At 69.5% G+C, this 22192-nt stretch carries 20 protein-coding genes and 2 tRNA genes; 12 read left to right on the top strand and 10 right to left on the bottom strand.

The window, feature by feature from the left end:
* Positions 1–128: 128 nt before the first annotated feature.
* From NVS89_RS12445 to NVS89_RS12435, 3 genes are all read right to left on the bottom strand, one after another.
* Positions 129–1838, bottom strand: a complete 1710-nt coding sequence (locus tag NVS89_RS12445; protein WP_258733078.1) for a uracil-xanthine permease family protein — start codon at positions 1836–1838, stop codon at positions 129–131.
* Positions 1839–1981: 143 nt separating this feature from the next.
* Positions 1982–2302, bottom strand: a complete 321-nt coding sequence (locus tag NVS89_RS12440) for a hypothetical protein (RefSeq protein WP_258733077.1) — start codon at positions 2300–2302, stop codon at positions 1982–1984.
* 212 nt (positions 2303–2514) lie between these two features.
* Positions 2515–2766: a GlsB/YeaQ/YmgE family stress response membrane protein gene (locus NVS89_RS12435; RefSeq protein ID WP_258733076.1), complete on the bottom strand. Its 252-nt coding sequence runs from the start codon at positions 2764–2766 to the stop codon at positions 2515–2517.
* 287 nt (positions 2767–3053) lie between these two features.
* Here NVS89_RS12435 and NVS89_RS12430 point away from each other — a divergent pair, with 287 nt between their 5' ends.
* Genes NVS89_RS12430 through NVS89_RS12410 form a run of 5 tightly spaced genes read left to right on the top strand, consistent with a single transcriptional unit; the run spans position 3054 to position 6586 of the window.
* Positions 3054–3470 (top strand): VOC family protein, encoded by a 417-nt coding sequence (locus tag NVS89_RS12430; protein WP_258733075.1) that lies wholly within the window; start codon positions 3054–3056, stop codon positions 3468–3470.
* Positions 3471–3482: 12 nt separating this feature from the next.
* On the top strand, positions 3483–4568 hold the full coding sequence (locus NVS89_RS12425; RefSeq protein ID WP_258733074.1) for a WD40/YVTN/BNR-like repeat-containing protein: 1086 nt from the start codon (positions 3483–3485) through the stop codon (positions 4566–4568).
* A gap of 25 nt (positions 4569–4593) precedes the next feature.
* Positions 4594–4911: a ubiquitin family protein gene (locus NVS89_RS12420; protein WP_258733073.1), complete on the top strand. Its 318-nt coding sequence runs from the start codon at positions 4594–4596 to the stop codon at positions 4909–4911.
* A 23-nt stretch (positions 4912–4934) separates the two neighbouring features.
* On the top strand, positions 4935–5306 hold the full coding sequence (locus NVS89_RS12415; RefSeq protein WP_258733072.1) for a YciI family protein: 372 nt from the start codon (positions 4935–4937) through the stop codon (positions 5304–5306).
* The gene (locus tag NVS89_RS12410) at positions 5306–6586 is read left to right on the top strand and encodes an RNA polymerase sigma factor (protein WP_258733071.1); all 1281 of its coding nucleotides are present in this window, start codon (positions 5306–5308) and stop codon (positions 6584–6586) included. The genes NVS89_RS12415 and NVS89_RS12410 overlap by 1 nt, the downstream gene beginning before the upstream one ends.
* Positions 6587–6741: 155 nt before the next feature.
* On the opposite strand, the gene NVS89_RS12405 is transcribed toward NVS89_RS12410, so the two are convergent.
* From NVS89_RS12405 to NVS89_RS12395, 3 genes are all read right to left on the bottom strand, one after another.
* Positions 6742–6817, bottom strand: a tRNA-Asn gene (locus tag NVS89_RS12405).
* 100 nt (positions 6818–6917) lie between these two features.
* Positions 6918–8690, bottom strand: coding sequence for an ABC transporter ATP-binding protein (locus NVS89_RS12400; protein ID WP_374114569.1), 1773 nt, complete (start codon positions 8688–8690; stop codon positions 6918–6920).
* A 262-nt stretch (positions 8691–8952) separates the two neighbouring features.
* Positions 8953–9026 (bottom strand) — tRNA-Cys (locus NVS89_RS12395).
* Between the two features lie 247 nt (positions 9027–9273).
* Here NVS89_RS12395 and NVS89_RS12390 point away from each other — a divergent pair.
* From NVS89_RS12390 to NVS89_RS12365, 5 genes are all read left to right on the top strand, one after another.
* Positions 9274–9936, top strand: a complete 663-nt coding sequence (locus NVS89_RS12390; RefSeq protein ID WP_258733069.1) for a protein-L-isoaspartate O-methyltransferase family protein — start codon at positions 9274–9276, stop codon at positions 9934–9936.
* 261 nt (positions 9937–10197) lie between these two features.
* Complete coding sequence (locus tag NVS89_RS12385) at positions 10198–11604, top strand: TolC family outer membrane protein (protein WP_258733068.1); 1407 nt, start codon at positions 10198–10200, stop codon at positions 11602–11604.
* A gap of 150 nt (positions 11605–11754) precedes the next feature.
* Entirely contained in the window at positions 11755–13143 is a 1389-nt protein-coding gene (locus NVS89_RS22930; RefSeq protein WP_309486545.1) for a DUF2497 domain-containing protein, read from the top strand.
* A 352-nt stretch (positions 13144–13495) separates the two neighbouring features.
* On the top strand, positions 13496–16333 hold the full coding sequence (locus tag NVS89_RS12370; protein ID WP_258733067.1) for a valine--tRNA ligase: 2838 nt from the start codon (positions 13496–13498) through the stop codon (positions 16331–16333).
* A 44-nt stretch (positions 16334–16377) separates the two neighbouring features.
* On the top strand, positions 16378–17094 hold the full coding sequence (locus NVS89_RS12365) for an MgtC/SapB family protein (RefSeq protein WP_258733066.1): 717 nt from the start codon (positions 16378–16380) through the stop codon (positions 17092–17094).
* A 57-nt stretch (positions 17095–17151) separates the two neighbouring features.
* Here NVS89_RS12365 and NVS89_RS12360 read toward each other — a convergent pair whose 3' ends face one another.
* Positions 17152–17355: a hypothetical protein gene (locus tag NVS89_RS12360; protein ID WP_258733065.1), complete on the bottom strand. Its 204-nt coding sequence runs from the start codon at positions 17353–17355 to the stop codon at positions 17152–17154.
* A 242-nt stretch (positions 17356–17597) separates the two neighbouring features.
* On the opposite strand from NVS89_RS12360, the gene ilvD reads away from it, so the two are divergent.
* Positions 17598–19325: a dihydroxy-acid dehydratase gene (gene ilvD, locus NVS89_RS12355; protein ID WP_258733064.1), complete on the top strand. Its 1728-nt coding sequence runs from the start codon at positions 17598–17600 to the stop codon at positions 19323–19325.
* 46 nt (positions 19326–19371) lie between these two features.
* On the top strand, positions 19372–20169 hold the full coding sequence (locus NVS89_RS12350) for a tetratricopeptide repeat protein (RefSeq protein WP_374114566.1): 798 nt from the start codon (positions 19372–19374) through the stop codon (positions 20167–20169).
* Between the two features lie 31 nt (positions 20170–20200).
* Here NVS89_RS12350 and xth read toward each other — a convergent pair whose 3' ends face one another.
* From xth to erpA, 3 genes are read right to left on the bottom strand one after another with little or no spacing between them, the layout of a single operon-like run.
* On the bottom strand, positions 20201–20989 hold the full coding sequence (gene xth / locus NVS89_RS12345; protein ID WP_258733062.1) for an exodeoxyribonuclease III: 789 nt from the start codon (positions 20987–20989) through the stop codon (positions 20201–20203).
* Positions 20990–21034: 45 nt separating this feature from the next.
* Positions 21035–21787 (bottom strand): 5'-methylthioadenosine/adenosylhomocysteine nucleosidase, encoded by a 753-nt coding sequence (locus tag NVS89_RS12340; protein WP_258733061.1) that lies wholly within the window; start codon positions 21785–21787, stop codon positions 21035–21037.
* Positions 21784–22179: an iron-sulfur cluster insertion protein ErpA gene (gene erpA / locus NVS89_RS12335; protein ID WP_258733060.1), complete on the bottom strand. Its 396-nt coding sequence runs from the start codon at positions 22177–22179 to the stop codon at positions 21784–21786. The genes NVS89_RS12340 and erpA overlap by 4 nt, the downstream gene beginning before the upstream one ends.
* Positions 22180–22192: the final 13 nt, after the last annotated feature.

Here is a 22192-nt window from a genome sequence, read left to right as displayed (position 1 = left end):
AACAGGAAGGTGCCGTCCCGCAGGGGCGGGTAGCCGTCGATCCTGTCGCATGAGCGTGCTCAGAACTAAACACAAAGGGTCGGGCGCGCAAGACGACGAAAGGGAAGTCGGCGCGCGCGAAACGATCGTCAGTGCTCGAAGCGCAGCGTGAGTGCCTGCCGCTCGCCCAGCTTGCCGAGCACCAGCTTGTCGGCGCGCTTGGAGAGCATGTAGCCGACGAAGCGCGCCACCGCCGCGGCGTCGCCCAGCAGGTCCTCGGGCGAGGGGCGGAGCGTCGGGATCTCTATCGGCGCGCCGCGATAGAGCAGCGTGACGTCGAAGTCGTTCTCGTCGAAGCGCGCGCGCATGACGAGCCCGTCCTCGGCGACGCCGGTGTCGAGCAGCATCTCCGCCGCCTCGGCGACGACGGGGATGGCGGAGGCGATGACGTCGCGGCGCGCGCCCCAGATGTCGCCCTGGTACTCGAGGAAGGTGGTGGTGGCCTCGAACGGGTTGTCGTCCACGGTCACCGGCACCGAGGCCTCCTGCCGGATGCCGATGCGGAAGAACAGGTTCAGCCCGATGGCGACGCCGGTGGAGACCGAGAGCGGCGAGCCGAGGATGGGGTGCGCCCAGCTCGGCGTCGCCTGCACCAGCTCGGGCAGGATCGCGACCGCGAGGCCCGCCATGATGGCGAGGCCGACGGTGAAGATCCGCCGGTCGCTGAGGCGGCGGGAGAGGATGAGCTCCATGCCGGCGACCACGAGGAAGGCGGAGCTGTAGACCAGGATCGCGCCGACCACCGGGTCCGGGATCACCGACAGCGCGCCGATGAGCCGGGGCGAGAAGGCGGCGAGCAGGATGATGATGCCCGAAGCCACGCCCACCCGCCACGCCGTGGCGCCGGTGGCGAAGGCGACGCCGATGGCGGCCGATGAGGAGGCGCTGGCGAAGCCGCCGGTGAGGGCGGCGCCCATGTCGCTCACCGTGTTGGGACGGATGGCGCGCGCGGCCTGCCCCATGTCGGCGCGGCGCCAGTCGGCGTCGTCCATGCGCTGCATGGAGACGACCGTGCTGATCATGTCCACCGCCGAGATGATGCCGGTGAGGATCGCCGCCGGCAGCATGGCCCAGGAGAAGGCGAGGCCGGGCCAGGCGATGGCGGGCAGGTCGATGAGAGGCAGGTCGGCGAGGGCGCGGCCGGCCGGCCCGTGGGTGAGGCCGACATAATGGGCGAGGAGCCAGCCCACGCCGGTGCCGATGGCGACCGCGAACAGGCGCAGCATGCCGCGCGAGAAGATGGCCAGCACGACGATGACGACCAGCGCGGCGAAGCTGACCATCGGGTAGCGCAGGTCCATGCCGGCGCTGCTCGCCTGGTGGGCGAGGCCGAACATGCGCCGCAGCGCGGGCTCGGCCAGCGCGACGCCGAGCATGGTAACGGCGACGCCGCAGACCTCCGGCGGGAACAGCTTGCGCAGCGCGCCGGTGAAGAAGGTCAGCGAGAGCTGGGAGACGGCGGCGACGAGGCTCATGGCGGCGTAGAGCGCCGGCCCGCCGGCCGCGAGCGACTGCACCGCCATCGGCAGGTGCGAGGTGTTGGGAATCTGCACCAGCAGGACGCCGGACCCGAAGCGCGGCCAGCATTCCAGTATGGTCGCAATCCCCATGAAGATGACGCAGCTGGTGATGAGGCTCTGCGTCGCCTCGAAGGACAGGCCCGCCTCGGCGGCGGCGACGAGCGGATAGACCACGAACAGCAGGGCGAGCGAGGCGTGCTGCACGCCGAGGCTGACCAGCGTTCCGAGCGGGACCTTGTCCTCTGCGCCGTAGAGAATGTTGGAAGGCTTGCGCGGCATGGTGCGGGGGCCGGGAAGACGTCGTGGAGGGAGGCCGGCCTCACGCCGTGCGGGTACCGCGGCGACGCTCGGCCGGGTCGCCAGCCGGAGGCGGGGCGCAGGAAATCCCGAGCCCGCCCGACCTGCCGAATCCGTTACCGCGACTATGGAGTCTTGAGTGTGGGGCCGCAAGCTATCCGGCCGCGCGGGCGTGGCCGGCGGCGGGACGGGGCGAGGGGATCGACCGGGGGAAGCGGGGGAACGCTCATCGGGCGCTCCTTCCACGCGACATAGGCGGCAAGCGCGGCTTCGAGGTCGCCGAGCGAGCAGCGGGCATCGAGATTTATCACGCCGGCGGCGATTTCGACCGCGAACACCGGCCAGTAGCGATCTACCGCAGCGGGGAGATCGATCTCGTTAATCAGGGCTCCGCCCCGCAGGCCGATCTCGCATATCGCGCGTGCGCGACCCTCGATTCCGTCCATGAACGAATGTTAACCCAAACGCACGCCTGCGGCACGAAAATTTTGCAGTGCGGTATTTTAGGCACATGGTCCGCCCCCTCCGGCCGCGCGGGGCGCGACCGAACCCATTGGACCCGTTCACGATCCGCCGCACCGGCCGGTGCGGTGAGTGGCCAGGTTGCGGCGCCGTTTCACCTTTGCCGCTTCACCATCGCCGGGTCATTGTGGCGTCGTCATCTGCGGATGGCGCGTGCCAGCCAGATCAGGATACAGGCGCCGATGATGCCGGCGATGAGATAGCCGAGCCAGCCGCCGAAGCCGACGCCGACGAAGCTGAAGATGAAGCTGGCGATGGCCGCGCCGATGATGCCGAGGATGATGTTCATCAGGATTCCGGTGCCGGAATCCATGATTGCGGATGCGATCCATCCGGCCAGCCCGCCGATGATGATGGCGGCGATCCAGCCGATCTGTGCGTCTTCCATGAGAGCCCCCAAACGGATTTTCAGGACGCCGGTAGAACGGCGGCGCCCGGCATTCGGTTCCAGAAAATCTTACCGTGGGTAAGTCGTCCCGCGCGGCGGGTCCCAGTACCCTGTCGCTCCCTAGATTGGAGCGCCGCGGCGAAGCGCCGGGGAGATGCCGGAGGCGGCCGCGAAAAAATCCCGCCGTGATGTCGGGCTAGGCTGTTCCCGTTCGTCCTCGTGTCGACGGCGCCGCCCGGCATGGGCGCGATGCCGGGCACGGGGATCGGCAAAGGGAGGACAAGACGGTGAATGTACAGGCTTATCTGATGTTCAACGGCCGCGCCGAGGAGGCGATCGCCTTCTACGGGAAGGCGGTGGGCGCCGAGGTCACGATGCTGCTGCGCTTCCGCGAAGCGCCGGAGCCGCCGCCGCCCGGCATGACGCCGGACGGGTGGGACGACAAGATCATGCATGCGAGCTTCCGGGTCGGCGAGGTCGAATTGATGGCTTCCGACGGCTGCCAGTCCGGCGGCGGCACCTTCCAGGGCATCTCGCTGGCGCTCTCGGTCACCTCGACGGAGGAGGCCGAGGCGAAATTCGCCGCGCTCGCCGAGGGCGGGACGGTTACCATGCCGCTCGCCAAGACCTTCTTCTCGCCGAGCTTCGGCACGCTGACCGACCGCTTCGGCGTTTCCTGGATGGTCCTGGTTTCGACCACGTGACGGGCGGGCATCATGGCGAAACAGGTCTTCATTCTCGTCGGCACCCGAAAGGGCGCCTTCATCCTCGAGAGCGACGCCGCGCGCCGCTCATGGCAGGTCCGCGGGCCGTTCTGCGAGACCTGGCCGACCAACCACGTCGTCGCCGATCCGGCGAGCGGCACGATCTATGCCGGCGGCGGCAATGAATGGTTCGGTCCGGCGGTGTGGAAATCGACCGATCTCGGCCGCAGCTGGACCCATTCGAGCCAGGGCCTCGCCTATGAGGCCGGGCAGGCGCCGGTGAAGGCGGTGTGGAGCCTCGCCGTCGGCCGCGACGGCAGCCTCTATGCCGGCGTCGAACCGGCCGGGCTGTTCCGCAGCCGCGACGGCGGGGAGAGCTGGGTCCATGTCGAGGGCCTGCAGAAGCATCCGAGCCGGCCGGAATGGAATCCGGGCGGCGCCGGGCTGATCCTGCACTCGCTGGTGCTCGACCCGGCGGATGCGGACCGGATCTGGGTCGGCATATCCGCCGCCGGCGTGTTCGCCACCGAGGATGGCGGCGAAAGCTGGCAGGCCCGCAACCGCGGCACCCGCGCCGACTACATGCCCGAGGGCCAGAACTACCCCGAATTCGGCCAGTGCGTGCATTGCCTCGTCATGGCGCCGGGCGGGGGCGGGCGGCTCTACCAGCAGAACCATTGCGGCATGTACCGCTCGGACGATGGCGGGCGGCAGTGGGAGAGCATCGAGGAGGGGCTTCCGTCCTCCTTCGGCTTCCCGGCGGCGGCCCATCCGCGCGACCCGGACAGCCTCTACCTCATTCCGCTGAACGGTGACATCAAGGGCCGCTTCATGCCGGAGGGCCGGACCGCGGTCTGGCGCACCGGCGACGCGGGACGGAGCTGGCAGGCACGGCGCGAGGGCTTGCCGCAGGACGGCGCCTATTTCAACGTGCTGCGCCAGGCGATGGCGACGGATACGCTGGAGCCGGCGGGGGTCTATTTCGGCACCAATGCCGGCGGGCTCTATGGCAGCGCCGACGAGGGCGAGAGCTGGGACTGCCTCGCGCCCTACCTGCCGACCATCACCTCGGTCGAGACGCTGGTGATCGAGCCGTGAGGAGCCGAGCCGTGAGGACCGGACGATGAGGACGACGGGCGAGGGGACGTTGCAGGAGCGAGGGGACGCGGCGCGCGCGCCGGTCCTCGTGCGCCTGCCGCCTCATCTCGTCGTCCTGTTCCCCGGCGCCGGGCGGCTCGTTTCCGTCTCCGCCCGCGACGTGGCGGAGATGGTGGACGGGCTCGACGCGCTCTGGCCCGGCATGCGCGAGCGCCTGTGCGACGAGACGCCGGCGATCCGGCGCCACATCAACGTCTTCGTCGGCGGCCGCCGCGCCAGCCTGTCGACCCCGCTCGCCGCCGGCGCGGACGTCTTCGTCATCACCGCCATCAGCGGCGGCTGACCTCAACACGGAAAAGGCCCGCCATGCTCTACACCCTCCTTTGCTACCATCAGGAAGATGTCGTCTGCGCCTGGACCAAGGAGGAGGACGATGCGGTGATGCAGAAACTCGCCGTGGTGCAGGAGCGGCTCGCCAAGGCGGGTAAGCTCGGCCCGGTGGCCCGGCTGCTGCCGACCACCGCCGCCACCACGCTGCGCAAGGACCGCGACCCGCCGCTGGTGCTCGACGGCCCCTTCGCCGAGACCAAGGAGCAGCTTCTCGGCTTCTACGTCCTCGACTGCGCGAATCTGGAGGAGGCGCTCGACATCGCCCGCGAGCTCGGCGCGGCCAATCCGGGCGGCTCCTACGAGATCCGGCCGATCGGCCTGTTCCATGACGGCGGCGCGAGGCCGTGATGGACGAGGCGCCGTGGATCGGCACGACGCTCGCCGCCGCCCGGCCGCAGGCGCTCGCCGCGCTGCTGCGCTATTTCCATGACCTCGACCTCGCCGAGGAAGCCTTCCAGGAAGCGTGCCTGCGCGCGCTGAAGACCTGGCCGCAGAAGGGCCCGCCGCGCGACGCCGCGGCCTGGCTGGTCTTCGTCGGCCGCAACGTCGCGATCGACGCGGTGCGCCGGCGGGCGAAGCAGGCGCCGCTGCCGCCGGAGGAGACCTTTTCCGACGCGGAGGACGCCGAGGCCGAGATCGCCGAGCGCCTCGACAGCTCGCACTACCGCGACGACGTGCTGCGGCTCCTGTTCATCTGCTGCCATCCCGAGCTGCCGGCGACGCAGCAGATCGCGCTCGCGCTGCGCATCGTCTCCGGCCTCTCGGTCGGCCAGATCGCGCGCGCCTTCCTCGTCGGCGAGGCGGCGATGGAGCAGCGCATCACCCGCGCCAAGGCGCGCATTGCCAAGGCCCAGCTCGGCGAGGCCGGAGTGCCGTTCGAGGCGCCGGGCGCGGTGGAGCGCGCCGAGCGGCTCGGTGTCGTGGCGGCGATGATCTATCTCGTGTTCAACGAGGGCTATTCGGCCGCGGGCGACACCGCCGCGGCGCGCGAGCCGCTGTGCGAGGAGGCGATCCGCCTCGCCCGCCTGCTGCTGCGGCTGTTTCCGGCCGAACCCGAGATCATGGGGCTCGCCGCGCTGATGCTGCTCCAGCACGCCCGGGCCGCGGCGCGCTTCGACGGGGAGGGGACGGTGATCCTGCTCGACAGGCAGGACCGCCGGCTGTGGAACGGGCCGATGATCGCCGAGGGTCTCGCCCTGCTCGACAAGGCGATCCGCCATCGCCGGCCCGGCCCCTACCAGGTGCAGGCGGCGATCGCGGCGCTGCACGCCCGCGCCGCCCGGCCGGAGGAGACCGACTGGGCCGGGATCGACGCGCTCTACGCGACGCTGGAGATCATGCAGCCCTCGCCGGTGGTGACGCTGAACCGGGCGGTGGCGGTGTCGAAGCTGCGCGGTCCGGCGGCGGCGCTCGCCATGGTTGAGCCGCTGGGCGACCGGCTGTCGGGCTATTTCCACTATCACGGGCTGCGCGGCGCGCTGCTGATGCAGCTCGGCCGGCCCCGCGAGGCGCGCGACGACTTCATGTCGGCGATAAGCCTCGCCACCACCGCCGCCGAAGCCGCCCATATCCGTGCCCAGCTCGACGCGCTGAAGCAGGAAGCAGCGGAAGCCGGCCACGGCGCCTGAAGCGAGTCGGGGAGTGGGCTGCCGGGGCGACGCGTCCGGGCCGGCGGCGTTTATTGCTTCGTGGGACGAGGAGGCTCGCCCGCGCGGCTGAACCTGCCGGCGGTCGCTCTATCGCGGACGCCATCTTGCCGGCTTCGGCTGTGCGGGAAGAGGGTTGGCTCCCTGAGCAGGACTCGAACCTGCGACCATTCGATTAACAGTCGAACGCTCTACCAACTGAGCTATCAGGGACCAGAGACGCCGGCGCGGGGCGCTGTGCGTCTCGGAGGCCGGCCGTATAGCAATGCTCGGCCGGTTTGTGAAGCCGCAATGCGCAGCCTGTTGATATCCCTCAGGCGCTGAGCCGCTCCTGCTGCCCGGCGAACTGAAGCTGATGGAAGGTGTAGTAACGCCCGCGGCGGGCCACGAGTTCGTCGTGACGCCCGCTTTCCACCACGCGCCCGCCGTCGATCACGAAGATGCGGTCCGCGTTGACGACCGTCTGCAGGCGGTGGGCGATGACCAGCGTCGTGCGGTCCATCTGCAGCGAGCGGAGTGCGCGCTGCACCTCGGCCTCGGATTCGCTGTCGAGCGCCGCCGTGGCTTCGTCCAGCAGCAGAATCGGCGCGTCCTTGAGGAAGGCGCGGGCGATGGCGATGCGCTGGCGCTGGCCGCCCGAGAGCTGGGCGCCATGCTCGCCGACGCGGCTGTTGTAGCCGCCGGCGAAGCTCATGATGAAGTCGTGCGCATGGGCGGCCTTGGCGGCGGCGACGATGTCCTCCTCGCTCGCGCCGGGGCGGCCGAAGGCGATGTTCTCGCGGATCGTGCCGGAGAACAGGAACACATCCTGGCTGACGAAGCCAATCGCCTCGCGCAGCGAGCGCAGCGAGACCTGGTTGGTCTTTTGCCCGTCGATGGCGATGGTCCCCGATTCGACCTCGTAGAAGCGCTCGATGAGGTTCATCACCGTGCTCTTGCCGCCGCCCGAGGGGCCGACCAGCGCCGTGGTCTTGCCGGCCTCGGCGACGAAGGTGAGGCCGCGCAGCACCGGCTCGTCCTGCCGGTAGCCGAAGAACACGTCGTCGAACTCGATCTGCCCGCCCTTGAGCTGGAGCTGCGGTACGCCGGGCGGGTCCTGCTCGACCGGCTTCATGTCGAGAATCTCGAACAGCATCCGCGCGCCGAGCAGGTGCGAGGTCATGTCGATGTTGAGGCGCGCGAGCCGCTTGGCGGGCTCGTAGCTGAGCAGCAGCGCGGTGATGACGGAGAAGAACTCGCCCGGCGTGCGGCCGGCGTGGAGCACGCCCCAGCCCGCATACATCACCACCAGGCCGATCGCCACGCCGCCCAGCGCTTCCATCAGCGGGCCGGACTGCGACTGGGCGCGGATCATGCGGTTCGAAGCCTTCTCGAGCGAATCGATGCGCCCGTAGATGCGCCCGCGCAGTTCCTCCTCCATGGTGAAGGACTTGATGGTGCGGATGCCCTGAAACGCCTCGATCGACTCGGTCATGATCTGCACCGCGCTGTGGAACTCGCGGGCGAAGATCTTCTGCACCTTGCGGATCAGGCTGCGCACGCCGCCCACCGCGATCGGCATCACGATGAGGCCGATCAGCGCCATGAACGGGTCCTGCACGATCATCACCGCCGTCAGGCCGACCACGGAGAGCAGGTCGCGGCCGAGGCTGGTGATGATGAGGTTCAGCACGTTGCGCGCGCCCTGCGCGCCCGCATTGAAGCGGATCATGATCTCGGCGGTGTGGTTGGCGCTGAAATAGCGCACATCCTGCGTCAGCAGCCGGTCGAGCACGCGCTTCTGGTTGTCGGCGACGATGCGGTTGCCGACCCGCGCCAGCGTCACGGCCTGCCCATAGGACGAGAAGCCCTTGATGACGCTCAGCGCCAGCACGGCCGCGGAGAGGATCCAGATCGCCGCCGTGCTCTGCTCGACGAAGATGCGGTTGATCACGTCGCCCATGAGATAGGCGAGGCCGGAGGTCGAGCCCGCCATGATGCCCATGAACACGAAGGAGATCGCGTAGCCCTTCCAGTGGCGACGGCCATCGTTCAGGAACAGGCGATGGATCGTGTCGCGGGTTTCGCGACTGATCATGTTCTTCATCGCATTGGCCAGCTTGGGCGGCAGGAACATCAGATACTTCCTTTGCAACGAAGCACGCTTGTGGGGACCTTCGGCCACAGGGTGCTCCGAAACGGCGCGTCCCATGCGGCGCGCAGCGTCGAACTCCGGCTTCATCAACGACGATCAACCGGTCTTGTCAAACGATGGGAGGTCCTAACGCAGGCGGCAGCGTCCCCGGTGTGTCGCACGCATCACGCGTCGCCGGCATTCCCTACGGGGAGCCGGCGACGCGCGTGTGAACTGGAGGCCACGGAGGGAATCGAACCCCCGTACGCGGATTTGCAGTCCGCTGCGTAACCACTCCGCCACGTGGCCAGACGGCCGGCGCGCAGCCGGGCCGAAAGACCGGGGCGCCTCATAACAGAGCCGCCCGGGATCGGCAACGGCGCATCCGTGCCGGTCCCCCGCTTCCGGGCGCCGAACCGGCCGGGCGAGGCGTTCCGCGACATTGGAAAGCTTCGAGAAGGCTTGCATTGCGCGCGCGTGTGCCGCAATCCTCCCTTCCAGTTTCCGGCCAGGAGCCGCCGCCGCCCGGCGGCTTTGTTTGCGAGGTTGTCCCAGAATGATCGATTTCGCCGAGATGCGGCGCGCCATGGTGGACGCGCAGGTGCGCGCCAACGACGTCACCGACCTCAGGATCGTTGCCGCCATGCTGGACACCCCGCGCGAGCGCTTCGTGCCGCCGGGGCTGAAGAATTTCGCCTATATCGACGAGGACCTGCTGGTGAAGCCGGGCAACCCGGCCCGCTACCTGATGGAGCCGATGGTGCTCGCCAAGCTGCTGCAGGCGGCGGAGATCGGGCCGGACGCGCTGGTGCTCGATGTCGGCGCCGCCACCGGCTATTCCACCGCCGTGCTGGCCCGGCTGGCGGGACAGGTGGTCGCGCTCGAGGAGGACGCCGAGCTCGCGGCGCAGGGCTCGAACCTGCTGGTCGAGCTCGGGCTGCTGAATGCGGCCTATGTGCAGGGGCCGATGACGGCCGGCTGGTCTGCCGAGGCGCCCTATGACGTGATCCTGCTGAACGGCTCGATCGATTCGCCGCCCGAGGCCCTGTTCGCCCAGCTCAAGCCCGAGGGGCGGCTGGTGGCGGTGGTCGGGCAGGGGCGCTCGGCCCGCGCGACGGTCTACACCAACACGCCGGGCGGCGTCGGCGCGCGCATCGTGTTCGACGCGGCGGTGCCGCCGCTGCCGGGCTTCGAGCCCCGGCCGGGCTTCGTTTTCTGAATATTTCTGATTGTGGACGGCGCGGGCGCGCGTGGCGGTGATGCGCCCCGCGCGCCCGTTCCTTATAGGGCCAGCGGCCCCGCATGGGCGCTGTGCTGTGGCCGTTCTGCCGCGTTCACGGCAAAACGTATCCGGGTGTGAACCGACCGGTTCACATGCACCGTTCGAGCCCCTATTCTGAGATTCGCATCATGCACAGAAATTGAGAGTCTCCCTTTCAAGGAGACTCCGTAGAAGTTGCGTTCTCAGGGGTTTGGGACCATGTCGCTGTCTGCTACCGGGGGCAGGATCGTCGCATTCGCGACGGTGGCGTTTGTCGTGAGTGCCCATCCGGCTCGTTCCCAAACGCTCGAGCAGTCACTCTCCGCCGCCTATATGAACAATCCGACACTGAACTCGCAGCGTGCGGCCACCCGCGCGACCGACGAGTACGTGCCGATCGCGCTGTCGGGCTACCGTCCGCAGGTGTTCGGCAGCGCCTATGTCGGCATGCAGTGGGCGGAGACGCGGGTCGACAGCGCCCAGGCGGCGGCGCTCGGCACCGGGTCGATCACCAACAACAAGACCTACCCGTCCGGCTTCGGCATCACGATCAGCCAGACCATCTATGACGGGCTGAAGACCGCGAACTCGGTCCGCGGTGCCGAATCGCAGGTGCGGGGCCAGCGCGAATTGCTGCGCAACACCGAGCAGCTCGTGCTGCTCGATGCCGCCACCGCCTATATGAACGTGCTGCAGAACAAGGCGCTGCTGGAGCTGCAGCAGCAGAACCTCGAGGCCCTGCGCGAAGAGCTGCGCGCGGCGCGCGACCGTTTCTCGGTGGGTGAGATCACCCGTACCGACGTCGCCCAGGCCGAGGCGAGCGTCGCCAATGCCGAGAGCGAGCTGGCGCTCGCCCAGTCCAACCTCAACACCTCCAACGCGGTGTTCTTCCAGGTCATCGGCCTACAGCCGACCAACCTCAAGCCGGGCCGTCCGATCGACAATCTGCTGCCGAAGTCGATGAACAGCGCGGTCCAGGACGGTCTCAGCCATCATCCGGCGGTGAAGGCGGCCGAGTTCGCGGTCGACGCCGCGCTGTCCAACGTCAAGGTGGCCGAGGCCGCGCTGTCGCCCTCGCTGACCCTGAACGGCTCGGCGGCGTCCGACTACAACAGCACGCAGAACGTGGAGCGCTCGACCTCCGCCGCGGTCGCGCTCAACCTCACCGTGCCGATCTATCAGGGCGGCGCCGAGTACGCGCAGATCCGCCAAAACAAGGAACTGCTGAGCCAGCAGCGCATCGAGGTCGACGTGAACCGCGACCAGGTCCGCGCCAATGTGGTGCAGTACTGGGGCGCGCTCGAGGCGGCCAAGGCGGCGATCGACTCCGCACAGGCCTCGGTCGCCGCGAACGAGATCGCGCTGCGCGGCGTGCGCGAGGAATGGCGCGTCGGCCAGCGCACCACGCTCGACGTGCTGAACGCGCAGACGGCGCTGTTCGACGCCCGCGCCAGCCTGGTGGTGGCGCAGCGCGACCGCGTGGTGGCCTCCTACGCGGTGCTGTCGGCGGCCGGCGGCCTGAGCGCGAGCCGCCTCAGCCTCAAGGTCACGCACTACAATCCGCAGGTGCACTACAACCAGGTCCGAGATGCCTGGATCGGCGTGCGCACCCCCGGCGGCCAGTAAGCGCCGCCGGTTCTCCCGTCCACAGTCCTGAAGGTCTGTCGGCTTGGCGCGCCGCTTGGCGCAATGCCATATTCATGAGGCGTTAACGAGTGATTCGCGTGATTCGCGCGGGTCTTCGGCGGCGCCGGTCACAATAATCGGATGCAGCGCATGTCGGTGGGTGCGAGGGGCAGCGAACCGTCGATGGAGGAGATACTCGCCTCCATCCGGCGCATCATCTCCGACGAGGTCGCGGGCGACCCGTCCCCCGCCGCTCCGGTTGCGGAAGCGGCTGCGGCGGACGCGGAATCGGTAGAGCCGGCTCCCGGCGCCGGGAAGTCCGGCCGAGCCGACGATACCTCGCCTGCTGCCGGCAGCACGCCCGAGCGGTCGCGCTCCCGCGATGCCGGACGCCGGCAGGCTGCTGCCGACGACGTTCCCGTCCAAGACGACATCTCTGCTCACGACGAGTCCGCCGCGCAGGCCGAGGCCGATACGCGTGAGGAGATGGCGCGCCCCGCCGTCGCCGGCTGGCGGCGCGAGAGCGCGGTGGGCATGCGCCTCGCCGCGATGCGCTCCTCGGCTTCCGAGGCCGAATCCTCCCTTCGCCCGCGTGCTGCCGAGGCCGCCGCGCGCGGCTATGCGCCCTCGCGCGGTGTGCCGGCTGGCGGACAGGGCTATTCCACCTACGCGCCGGTCGGGCGGGCTCCGGCGGCCGATCCTTTCGCCGCGCGTTCGCGCCTGCCCGGTTCGGCCCGCGCCTCCGGCGCGGCGCAGCGCGCACCGGCACCCGCCGCGGAGCCGTCTCCCGAGCCGGCCGCCGGCGAGGAGATGGACTTCGAGCGGCCTTTCTCCTCGGCGCTGGCCGACCTCGCCATGGTCGAGCGGGCGGTGCAGGCCGAACTCGCCGCAGTGGCCGTCGGCTCGGACGTCGACGCCGATAGCGACACGGACATCGTCGAGGCCGAGGAGGCTGGAGCTCTCGAGCTCGAGGCCGACCCCGTCGACGTCGAGACCTCCGACGAAGATGCCCGCGAGGACGCCGGCGACGTGATGGCCGCCGTCCCGGATGATGCCGAATCTGATCCTTTCGAAGCGCCGCCCGCCGAGGCGGCGAGTTTCGCTGCCCGAACCGCCACGGAGGCCGCCGACATGCAGGTGAACCCGAAGTCCGCCGCGGCTCAGCCCGCCGCCGTCCAGCGTACCGCCGAGCCGGCGGAGGAGCGCCGCTCGGCGGAGTTCCGGCCGTCCGAGACCGGCGCGTCCTTCCCGCGTGCGGCCGAGCGTTCCGCCCCGGTGCGTCCGGCTGCGGAGGCGGCGTCGGGGCCGCTTGCCGATGCGGTCCGCGAGCGTCTCGTCTCGGGAGCGACCAACAACGCCGTCTCGGCCGCCTTCGGTTCGCTGGCGCGCACGGTCGCCTCAAACTCCCGGACGGTGGACGACCTCGTCGCCGAGGCGGTGCGTCCGATGCTGAAGGAATGGCTCGACGAGCACCTGCCGGAGCTGGTGGAGCGACTCGTGCGCGCCGAGATCGAGCGCGTCGCCCGCCAGGGGCAGTAAGCAGTTCGGGTTACGGCGGCCCGATCCTCCGAGGTCGGCCGCTGCTTCGATGGCGAGGGGCAGGCGAGGGCACTCTGCTCTTTCCAGTGGTCATCTTGACGCTGGGCTGCGCATCGCGGCTCGTTGTGCGCGTCGACGGCTGACAGCCGCCCCGTGGGTGTCCCACCCCGCGTGAGCGGCCGGGCGTCTCAGGGCGTCGCTCATTCTCTCCATCAAGACAAAATCATCCCCGCCGGCGCGTTTTGCCGCTCCGACGCAGCGTATGCGCGGCTTCATGGCGCGGCGCGAGTTGACTTGAGCGACCGGCTCCGCTTTCTCTCGCTCCCGTTCCAAATGAGGTGCCGGAGCCATCATGCTCGACAACAGGTTCGATCCCGCCGCCGTCGAAGACCGCATCTACCAGGCCTGGGTGGACGCCGAGGCGTTCAAGGCCGGGCGTGCGGAGCGGGTAGGGGCCGAGCCCTATTGCATCGTCATCCCGCCGCCCAATGTCACCGGCTCGCTCCATATGGGGCACGCGCTCAACAACACGCTGCAGGACATCCTCTGCCGCTTCGAGCGCATGCGCGGCAAGGACGTGCTGTGGCAGGTCGGCACCGACCATGCGGGCATCGCCACCCAGATGGTGGTCGAGCGCCAGCTCGCCGAGCGCCAGCTTCCCGGCCGCCGCGACATGGGCCGCGCCGCCTTCGTCGAGAAGGTCTGGGCGTGGAAGGAAGAATCGGGCGGCACCATCATCAACCAGCTCAAGAAGCTCGGCGCCTCCTGCGACTGGTCGCGCGAGCGCTTCACCATGGATGAGGGGCTCTCGCGCGCGGTCCTCAAGGTGTTCGTCCGGCTCTACAAGGAAGGGCTGATCTACAAGGACAAGCGGCTCGTGAACTGGGACCCCAAGTTCCAGTCCGCGATCTCCGACCTCGAGGTGCTGCAGGTCGAGGTGAAGGGCCATCTCTGGCACTTCCGCTACCCGCTGGCGGACGGCGTCACCTATGAGCACCCGATCGTGTTCGACGAGAACGACCAGCCGGTCGAGTTCGAGACCCGCGACTACATCGTCGTCGCCACCACGCGCCCGGAGACCATGCTCGGCGATACCGCGGTCGCGGTGCATCCCGAGGACCCGCGCTACCAGGGCCTGGTCGCGGCGGGGGCGAAGGTGCGCCTGCCGCTGGTCGGCCGCCTGATCCCGATCGTCGCCGACGAATATTCCGACCCGACCAAGGGCACCGGCGCGGTGAAGATCACCCCGGCGCACGACTTCAACGACTTCGAGGTCGGCCGCCGCCACGAGCTGGCGATGATCAACGTGCTCGATTCCGAGGCGCGGCTCACGCTGGTCGGCAACGGCGATTTCCTCGACGGCGTCCAGCCGGGCCCGGACCTCGACATCGTGCTCGGCCTCGACGGCCAGAGCCGCGAGGCGGCGCGCAAGGCGATCGTCGCGCTTATGGAGGAGCGCGGCCTGCTCGACCAGATCGAGCCGCACGCCCACACCGTGCCGCATGGCGACCGCTCCAACGTCGTGATCGAGCCCTGGCTCACCGACCAGTGGTATGTCGACGCCCACACGCTGGCCCAGCCGGCGCTGGCGGCGGTGCGCGAGGGGCGCACCACCTTCGTGCCGAAGAACTGGGAGAAGACCTATTTCGAGTGGCTGGAGAACATCCAGCCCTGGTGCATCTCGCGCCAGCTCTGGTGGGGCCACCAGATCCCGGCCTGGTACGGGCCGGACGGCTCGGTCTTCGTCGAGGAGACCGAGGAGGAGGCGGTGGCCGCCGCGCTGGCGCACTGCGTGCAGAACGGCATCGTCACCGACGAGGAGGCGCGCGCGCTGGCGGCGGACGCGGACCGGCGCGCCGCCCTCATCACCCGCGATGAGGACGTGCTGGACACCTGGTTCTCCTCGGCGCTGTGGCCGTTCTCGACGCTGGGCTGGCCGGACGAGACGGCGGAGCTGAAGCGCTACTACCCGACCTCGGTGCTGATCACCGGCTTCGACATCATCTTCTTCTGGGTCGCCCGGATGATGATGATGGGCCTGCACTTCATGGACGGCGAAGTGCCCTTCAAGGACGTCTACATCCACGCCCTCGTCCGCGACGAGAAGGGCGCCAAAATGTCGAAGTCGAAGGGCAACGTCATCGACCCGCTCGACCTGGTGGCGACCTACGGCGCCGACGCGCTGCGCTTCACCCTGGCGGCGATGGCGGCGCAGGGGCGCGACATCAAGCTCGCCACCTCGCGCGTCGAGGGCTACCGCAACTTCGCGACCAAGCTGTGGAACGCCGCCCGCTTCGCCGAGATGAACGGCTGCAAGCGCGACCCCTCCTTCCGGCCGCGCAACGCGGAATCGACGCTGAACCGCTGGATCCTCGGCGAGATGCAGAAGACCAGCGCCGAGATCACGCAGGCGCTGGAGGCGTACAAGTTCAACGAGGCGGCCGGCGCGGCCTACCGCTTCGTGTGGAACATCTTCTGCGACTGGTACCTCGAGCTCGCCAAGCCCGTCTTCATGAGCCCGGGCGGCGGCTGGAAGGAGGAAACGCGGGCGACCACCGCCTTCGTGCTCGACGAGATCCTGAAGATGCTGCACCCCTTCATGCCCTTCCTCACCGAGGAGCTGTGGGGCCTGACGGGCGATGCCGGCGCGCCGCGCGCCACCATGCTGGCGCTGGCGGAATGGCCCGCGCCCGCGGGGCTGGAGGCGGCGGGCGCCGAGGCCGAGCTCGGCTGGCTGATCGACCTCGTGGCCGAGATCCGCTCGGTGCGGGCGGAGATGAACGTGCCCGCCGGCGCCCAGCTTCCGCTGGTGCTGGTCGGCGCGGGCGAGGAGACGCGCGACCGGGTGGTGATCTGGCACGATGCGCTCACCCGGCTCGCCCGGCTGTCGAGCGTCGTGTTCGAGCCCGAGGCGCCGGCCGGCTCGGCTCAGATCGTGGTGCGCGGGGAGACCGTCGCGCTGCCGCTCGCCGGCTTCATCGACATGGAGGCGGAAGCCGCGCGCCTCACCAAGGAGCTGAAGAAGGCGGCGGACGACATTGCCCGCGTCGACGCCAAGCTCGGCAATGCCGACTTCATCCGCCGGGCGCCGGAAGAGGTGATCGAGGAGCAGCGCGAGCGGCGCGAGGGTGCCGAGGCGCGCGCCGCCAAGATCCGCGAGGCGCTCTCGCGCCTGGGCAAGGCCGCCTGACGCGGCGGCCTTCACGACGGACGGAAGGGCGGGCGGGGGGCTGAATGCCGTTCATCGAAAGCTTCGATCCGGGCGACTTCCTCTCGACGCTCATCAGCCTGGCGGTGGCATTCGCCCTCGGCACGCTGATCGGCGCTGAGCGCCAGTTCCGCCAGCGCACGGCCGGGCTGCGCACCAACGTGCTGGTGGCGCTCGGCGCCTGCCAGTTCGTGGACATGGCGATGCACCTCACCGGGCCCGAGGGCGCGGTGCGCGTGATCGCCTATGTGGTCTCGGGCATCGGCTTCCTCGGCGCCGGCGTCATCATGAAGGACGGCGCGAACATACGCGGGCTGAACACGGCGGCGACGCTGTGGTGCTCGGCCGCGGTGGGCGCCTGCGCCGGCGCGGACCTGATCGCGCAGGCGGCGCTGCTCACGGCGTTCGTCCTCGCCGGCAACACGACGCTGCGCCCGCTCGTCGGCGCCCTGGAGCGCGCGCCGCGTACCCCGGAATCGACCGAGGCGACCTATGGCGTGAGCGTGGTGGCGCAGGCCGGCGAGGCGGCCGGGCTGCAGGGCCGGCTGTCCGACTTATTGGAAGCGGCGCAGTTTCCGGTCGACGCGATCGAGCCGCAGAACCGGCCGGACGGCAAGGTCGAGCTCCGCGCGACGCTCATCAACACGTCGGTGAGCCTCAAGGAACTCGATGCGGCCCTCGCCCGCGTGCGTGGGCTGGACGGCGTCGCCTCCGCGACCTGGACCCGCAGCGCGTCGGATTGAGCGCGGCTTACCCGGGAGGGCGCACCGCTGCCGGGAGTGTCCGTCCGCGCGGGCGTCTCAGGAGGCTTGGTTCTGGCCGGAGAGGCCGGGGCTCGCGGGCGCGGCCTGCTTCAGCAGGCTCTCCATCCGGTCGAGCTCGGCGCGCAACCTCTCGATGACGTCGGCGGCTTCGGAGAGTTCGTCCTCGACCTTGTCGCGACGGAAGCTGTCAATGTCGGCCGCCATGGCCCGCAGTCGTTCGACGATGTTGCCGCTCGTCATGATGCTCTCCAGAACCGGCTTTTTCGGCCGACAAAGGGCTCTATTCCCGGCCCGAGCAGCTATCGCGAATTTGTGACCGGACCGCAACAGTGTCACGCATTCGCAACCATATGAAGAGGCGGCGGGCCGCACGCCCCGAAGCCGCCACAAACCGGCACGAAATCCGACTGATAGACGGAGGAGAGTGGTGTCCGGGCGCGGTTGCCCGTGTGAAACCTCCGCGCCGGGATGTGTGATCAAGAATGGACGCCAGGACCATTATCGACAAGCGGAGCCTGCCGAGCCGTCATGTGACGGAAGGCCCGGCGCGCGCCCCGCACAGGTCCTATCTCTACGCCATGGGCCTGACCAAGGAGCAGATCCACCAGCCGCTGGTGGGCGTCGCTTCCTGCTGGAACGAGGCCGCGCCGTGCAACATCGCGCTGATGCGCCAGGCGCAGGCGGTGAAGAAGGGCGTTTCCGCCGCCAGCGGCACCCCGCGCGAGTTCTGCACCATCACCGTCACCGACGGCATCGCCATGGGCCACGAGGGCATGAAGGCCTCGCTCGCCTCGCGCGAAGTCATCGCCGACAGCGTCGAGCTGACCATGCGCGGGCACGCTTATGACGCGCTGATCGGCCTCGCCGGCTGCGACAAGTCGCTGCCCGGCATGATGATGGCGATGCTGCGCCTCAACGTGCCGTCGATCTTCATCTATGGCGGCTCGATCCTGCCCGGCTCGTTCCGCGGCCAGCCGGTCACCGTTCAGGACCTGTTCGAGGCGGTCGGCAAGCATTCGGTCGGCGCCATGTCGGGCGACGATCTCGACGAGCTCGAGCAGGTGGCGTGCCCCTCGGCCGGCGCCTGCGGCGCGCAGTTCACCGCCAACACCATGGCGACCGTCTCCGAGGCGATCGGCCTCGCGCTGCCCTATTCGGCCGGAGCGCCGGCGCCCTACGAGATCCGCGACCGGTTCTGCATGGCGGCGGGCGAGCAGGTGATGGACCTCCTCGCCAAGAAGATCCGCCCGCGCGACATCGTCACGCTGAAGGCGCTGGAGAACGCGGCGACCGTGGTCGCGGCCTCGGGCGGCTCCACCAACGCCGCGCTGCACCTGCCGGCGATGGCCCACGAGGTGGGCATCAAGTTCGACCTGTTCGACGTCGCCGAAATCTTCCGGCGCACGCCTTACATCGCCGACCTCAAGCCCGGCGGGCGCTATGTCGCCAAGGACATGTTCGAGGTGGGCGGCATTCCGCTGCTGATGAAGACGCTGCTGGAGCACGGCTTCCTGCACGGCGACTGCATGACCGTGACCGGCCGCACCATCGCCGAGAACCTGGCCTCGGTGAAGTGGAACCCGCATCAGGATGTGGTGCGCCCGGCGAACGATCCCATCACCCCCACCGGCGGCGTGGTCGGGCTCCAGGGCAATCTCGCGCCGGACGGGGCGATCGTGAAGGTCGCGGGGCTGAAGAACCAGCGGTTCTCCGGCCCGGCGCGCTGCTTCGACGGCGAGGAGGCCTGCTTCGAGGCGGTGACCAACCGCGCCTATGAGGAAGGCGAGGTGCTGGTGATCCGCTATGAGGGGCCGAAGGGCGGCCCCGGCATGCGCGAGATGCTGGCGACCACCGCCGCTCTTTACGGCCAGGGCATGGGCGACAAGGTCGCGCTCATCACCGACGGCCGTTTTTCCGGCGCCACGCGGGGCTTCTGCATCGGCCATGTCGGGCCGGAGGCGGCGGTCGGCGGCCCGATCGGGCTGATCCGCGACGGCGACATCATTTCCATCGACGCGATCGAGGGCACGCTCGACGTGGCGCTTTCGGACGAGGAACTCGCCGCCCGCAAGGCGGCGTGGGCGCCGCGTCCGTCGCCCGTGGGCTCGGGGGCCATCTGGAAGTTCGCGCAGGCCGTGGGGCCCGCCCGTGAGGGCGCGGTCACCCATCCCGGCGGCGCGGCTGAGACATCGTGCTATGCGGATATCTGAGCGACTCCCCCTTTCCGTCCTCAAGGGCGTGATCGTGGCGTCCGCGATGGCGGCCACGCTCGTCCCCGTGGCCGCATTCGACGGCTCGACCAACGGCACCGGCACTACCGATGCCGCGCTGCCGGTCACGCCCGGCGGTGCGCGCCCGCTCGAGGAGATGGTGCGCCTCGGCACCCAGGCGCTGCGCTCGGGCGAGACCGAGAAGGGCATCGATTCCCTGCGCTACGCGGCCGACCAGGGTCATGCCGGCGCGCAGTGGAAGCTCGGGCGCATGTATGCCGAGGGCGAGGGCGTCGAGCGCAACGACATCAAGGCGTTCCAGTATTTCAGCCAGATCGCCAACATGCACGCCGACGACAACCCGGCGACGCCGCAGGCCCGCTTCGTGGCGGACGCCTTCGTGGCGCTGGGCGGCTATTATCTGGTCGGCATTCCCAACACCAAGATCCACCGCGACACGAGCCGGGCGCGCGACATGTTCGCCTATGCCGCCTCCTATTTCGGCGACCCGGACGCGCAGTACCATCTGGCCCGGCTCTATATCGACGGCGACGGCGTGCGGCGCGACCCGCGCTTCGCCGCCCGCTGGCTCGGCCTCGCCGCGCATAAGGGCCAGTACCAGGCGCAGGCGGCGCTGGGCGGGCTGCTGTTCAAGGGCGACGACGGCGTGCCCCGCCAGGCGGCGCAGGGCCTGATGTGGCTCACGCTGGCACGCGACGCGGCGGCCGGTCCGGACGACAAATGGGTCGTCGACCTCTATGACGACGCCTTCGCCTCGGCGACGCCGGACGAGCGGTCCATGGCTCTCGTCTACCTCGAGAAGTACATGAAGATCGCCCGTTGAGCGACTGGCAACGCTCGGTTTTTAACAGAAATCAGCTGCCCAGGCCGAGCTCCGCCCAGACCGGGACGTGATCGGACGGCTTCTCCCAGCTCCGCACTTCCTTGTCGACGCCCACCGCCTTGAGCCGGTCGGCGGCCTGCGGAGAGAGCAGCAGGTGATCGATGCGGATGCCGTTGTTCTTCTGCCAGGCGCCGGCCTGGTAGTCCCAGAAGCTGTAGATGCCGCCCTCGTCGGTCGTCGCGCGCACCGCGTCGGTGAGGCCGAGATTGAGAAGCTCGCGGAAGGCGCTGCGCGTCTCGGGCAGGAACAGCGCGTCGTTCACCCACATCTCCGGCCGCGCCGCGTCCTTCGCCTCGGGGATGACGTTGTAGTCGCCGCACACGACCAGCGGTTCCTCGAGCGTCAGGCGCTCGGCGATATGGGCCTTGAGCCGCTCCATCCAGCCGAGCTTGTAGGGGTACTTGTCCGTGCCGACCGGGTTGCCGTTGGGCAGGTAGATGCCGCACACGCGCACGACGCCCTCAGGGGTCGAGACCACCACCTCGATGAAGCGCGACTGCACGTCGCCATCGCCGCCGGGCAGGCCGGTGTTCATCTCGTCGAAGGGCAGGCGCGAGAGTACGGCGACGCCGTTGAAGCCCTTCTGCCCGTGGACGGCGACGTTGTAGCCCGCTTGCTCGAACGCCTCGCGCGGGAACTGGTCGTCCTGACACTTGATCTCCTGCAGGCACACCACGTCCGGCCGGGTCTCGTTCAGCCAGGCGAGCGTGTTCTCGAGACGGAGCCGGACGGAATTGACGTTCCAGGTGGCGATGCGCATCGGCGGGCACTCCGGGCGGGCGCTCGGGAAGGATTCGCCGGCACTCTACAGCACAGGCAGCAGCCGGCGCACGATCAGCGCCGAGGAAAGCGCCACCTCGTCCACGAATTGCCGGAAATCGAAACGGGATTCGTGCCCGGCGAGGTCGGACAGTGCACGCACCACCAGCCATGGCACGCCGAAGGCGGCGCAGGTTTGCGCCATGGCCGCGCCCTCCATCTCGACCGCGAGCCCGCCGAGCTCGCCGAACAGGCGCTCGCGCATGGCTTCGCTGCCGACGAACTGGTCGCCCGTGAGCACGCGCCCGAAGTGGAGACGCGGCGGGCGGCTGCCCTCGCCGGCGGTGAGGGGGCTGAGCTCGAGATCGGCGAGGGCCGCGCGCACGCGCTCCATCAGCGCGGCATCGGCGGCGTGGCCAAGCTCCTCATGCGGGCTGAAGAAGGGCAGGTGCCCGGCCTGGTAGACGGTGAACCCGTCCGCCGTGGTGTAGCCCGCATCGTGCTGGACCACATGGTCGGCGACCACCACGTCGCCGATGGCGAGCGCCGGGTCGAGCCCGCCGGCGATGCCGGAGAACAGCACCAGGCGGCAGTCGTAGCGCTCGATCAGCAGGGTGGCGGCGATGGCCGCGTTGACCTTGCCCATGCCGGCCTGCGCCAGCACCACCTTGTGCCCGTCGAGCCGACCGGCATGGAAGCGCATGCCGGCGGCGTCGGAGATGTCCGCGTGGTCGAGATTGTCGGCGAGAAAGGCGAGTTCCTGAGGAATGGCGCAGAGAACGCCGACCGGCCCGCTCACAGCGCGAAGCTGGTGCCGCAGCCGCAGGAAGCGGTGGCGTGCGGGTTCTCGATGCGGAACGAGGCGCCCATCAGGTCGTCGACGAAGTCGATATGCGAGCCCGACATATATTCCAGCGACACCGGATCGATCACCACCCGCGCCCCGCGTTCGTCGATCAGCACGTCGTCCGCCTCGCGCTCGCGGGTGATGTCGAACTTGTACTGGAAGCCGGAGCAGCCGCCGCCTTCCACGCTGACGCGCAGCATGCTCTCGGCCGGCTCGGCCGACAGAATTTCGGCGATACGCTTCGCGGCGCTGGCGGTGACGCCGACGGAAAGGGACAGCGGGGCCGCCGTCTCGGGAGAGACGGGCGGGCTCGACGCGTTCGCGCCCTGTGTGCTTGCGCTCATGTCGCGGGCCTTC

The sequence above is a fragment of the Ancylobacter mangrovi genome (genome assembly GCF_024752355.1).
In the GTDB taxonomy this organism is placed as follows: Bacteria; Pseudomonadota; Alphaproteobacteria; order Rhizobiales; family Xanthobacteraceae; genus Ancylobacter; species Ancylobacter mangrovi.
This window is presented reverse-complemented; position numbering and strand designations above follow the sequence as displayed.

Bases quoted from the DNA above. Each gene is read 5' to 3' on its own strand.
- NVS89_RS12365 (WP_258733066.1), top strand. From the start codon at position 16,378: ATGCCGTTCATCGAAAGCTTCGATCCGGGCGACTTCCTCTCGACGCTC.
- NVS89_RS12400 (WP_374114569.1), bottom strand. From the start codon at position 8,690: ATGAAGAACATGATCAGTCGCGAAACCCGCGACACGATCCATCGCCTG.
- NVS89_RS22930 (WP_309486545.1), top strand. From the start codon at position 11,755: ATGTCGGTGGGTGCGAGGGGCAGCGAACCGTCGATGGAGGAGATACTC.
- NVS89_RS12360 (WP_258733065.1), bottom strand. From the start codon at position 17,355: ATGACGAGCGGCAACATCGTCGAACGACTGCGGGCCATGGCGGCCGAC.
- NVS89_RS12420 (WP_258733073.1), top strand. From the start codon at position 4,594: ATGAGGACGACGGGCGAGGGGACGTTGCAGGAGCGAGGGGACGCGGCG.
- NVS89_RS12445 (WP_258733078.1), bottom strand. From the start codon at position 1,838: ATGCCGCGCAAGCCTTCCAACATTCTCTACGGCGCAGAGGACAAGGTC.
- NVS89_RS12410 (WP_258733071.1), top strand. From the start codon at position 5,306: ATGGACGAGGCGCCGTGGATCGGCACGACGCTCGCCGCCGCCCGGCCG.
- NVS89_RS12370 (WP_258733067.1), top strand. From the start codon at position 13,496: ATGCTCGACAACAGGTTCGATCCCGCCGCCGTCGAAGACCGCATCTAC.
- NVS89_RS12390 (WP_258733069.1), top strand. From the start codon at position 9,274: ATGATCGATTTCGCCGAGATGCGGCGCGCCATGGTGGACGCGCAGGTG.
- NVS89_RS12415 (WP_258733072.1), top strand. From the start codon at position 4,935: ATGCTCTACACCCTCCTTTGCTACCATCAGGAAGATGTCGTCTGCGCC.
- xth (WP_258733062.1), bottom strand. From the start codon at position 20,989: ATGCGCATCGCCACCTGGAACGTCAATTCCGTCCGGCTCCGTCTCGAG.
- ilvD (WP_258733064.1), top strand. From the start codon at position 17,598: ATGGACGCCAGGACCATTATCGACAAGCGGAGCCTGCCGAGCCGTCAT.
- NVS89_RS12425 (WP_258733074.1), top strand. From the start codon at position 3,483: ATGGCGAAACAGGTCTTCATTCTCGTCGGCACCCGAAAGGGCGCCTTC.
- NVS89_RS12440 (WP_258733077.1), bottom strand. From the start codon at position 2,302: ATGGACGGAATCGAGGGTCGCGCACGCGCGATATGCGAGATCGGCCTG.
- NVS89_RS12350 (WP_374114566.1), top strand. From the start codon at position 19,372: ATGGCGGCCACGCTCGTCCCCGTGGCCGCATTCGACGGCTCGACCAAC.
- erpA (WP_258733060.1), bottom strand. From the start codon at position 22,179: ATGAGCGCAAGCACACAGGGCGCGAACGCGTCGAGCCCGCCCGTCTCT.
- NVS89_RS12385 (WP_258733068.1), top strand. From the start codon at position 10,198: ATGTCGCTGTCTGCTACCGGGGGCAGGATCGTCGCATTCGCGACGGTG.
- NVS89_RS12435 (WP_258733076.1), bottom strand. From the start codon at position 2,766: ATGGAAGACGCACAGATCGGCTGGATCGCCGCCATCATCATCGGCGGG.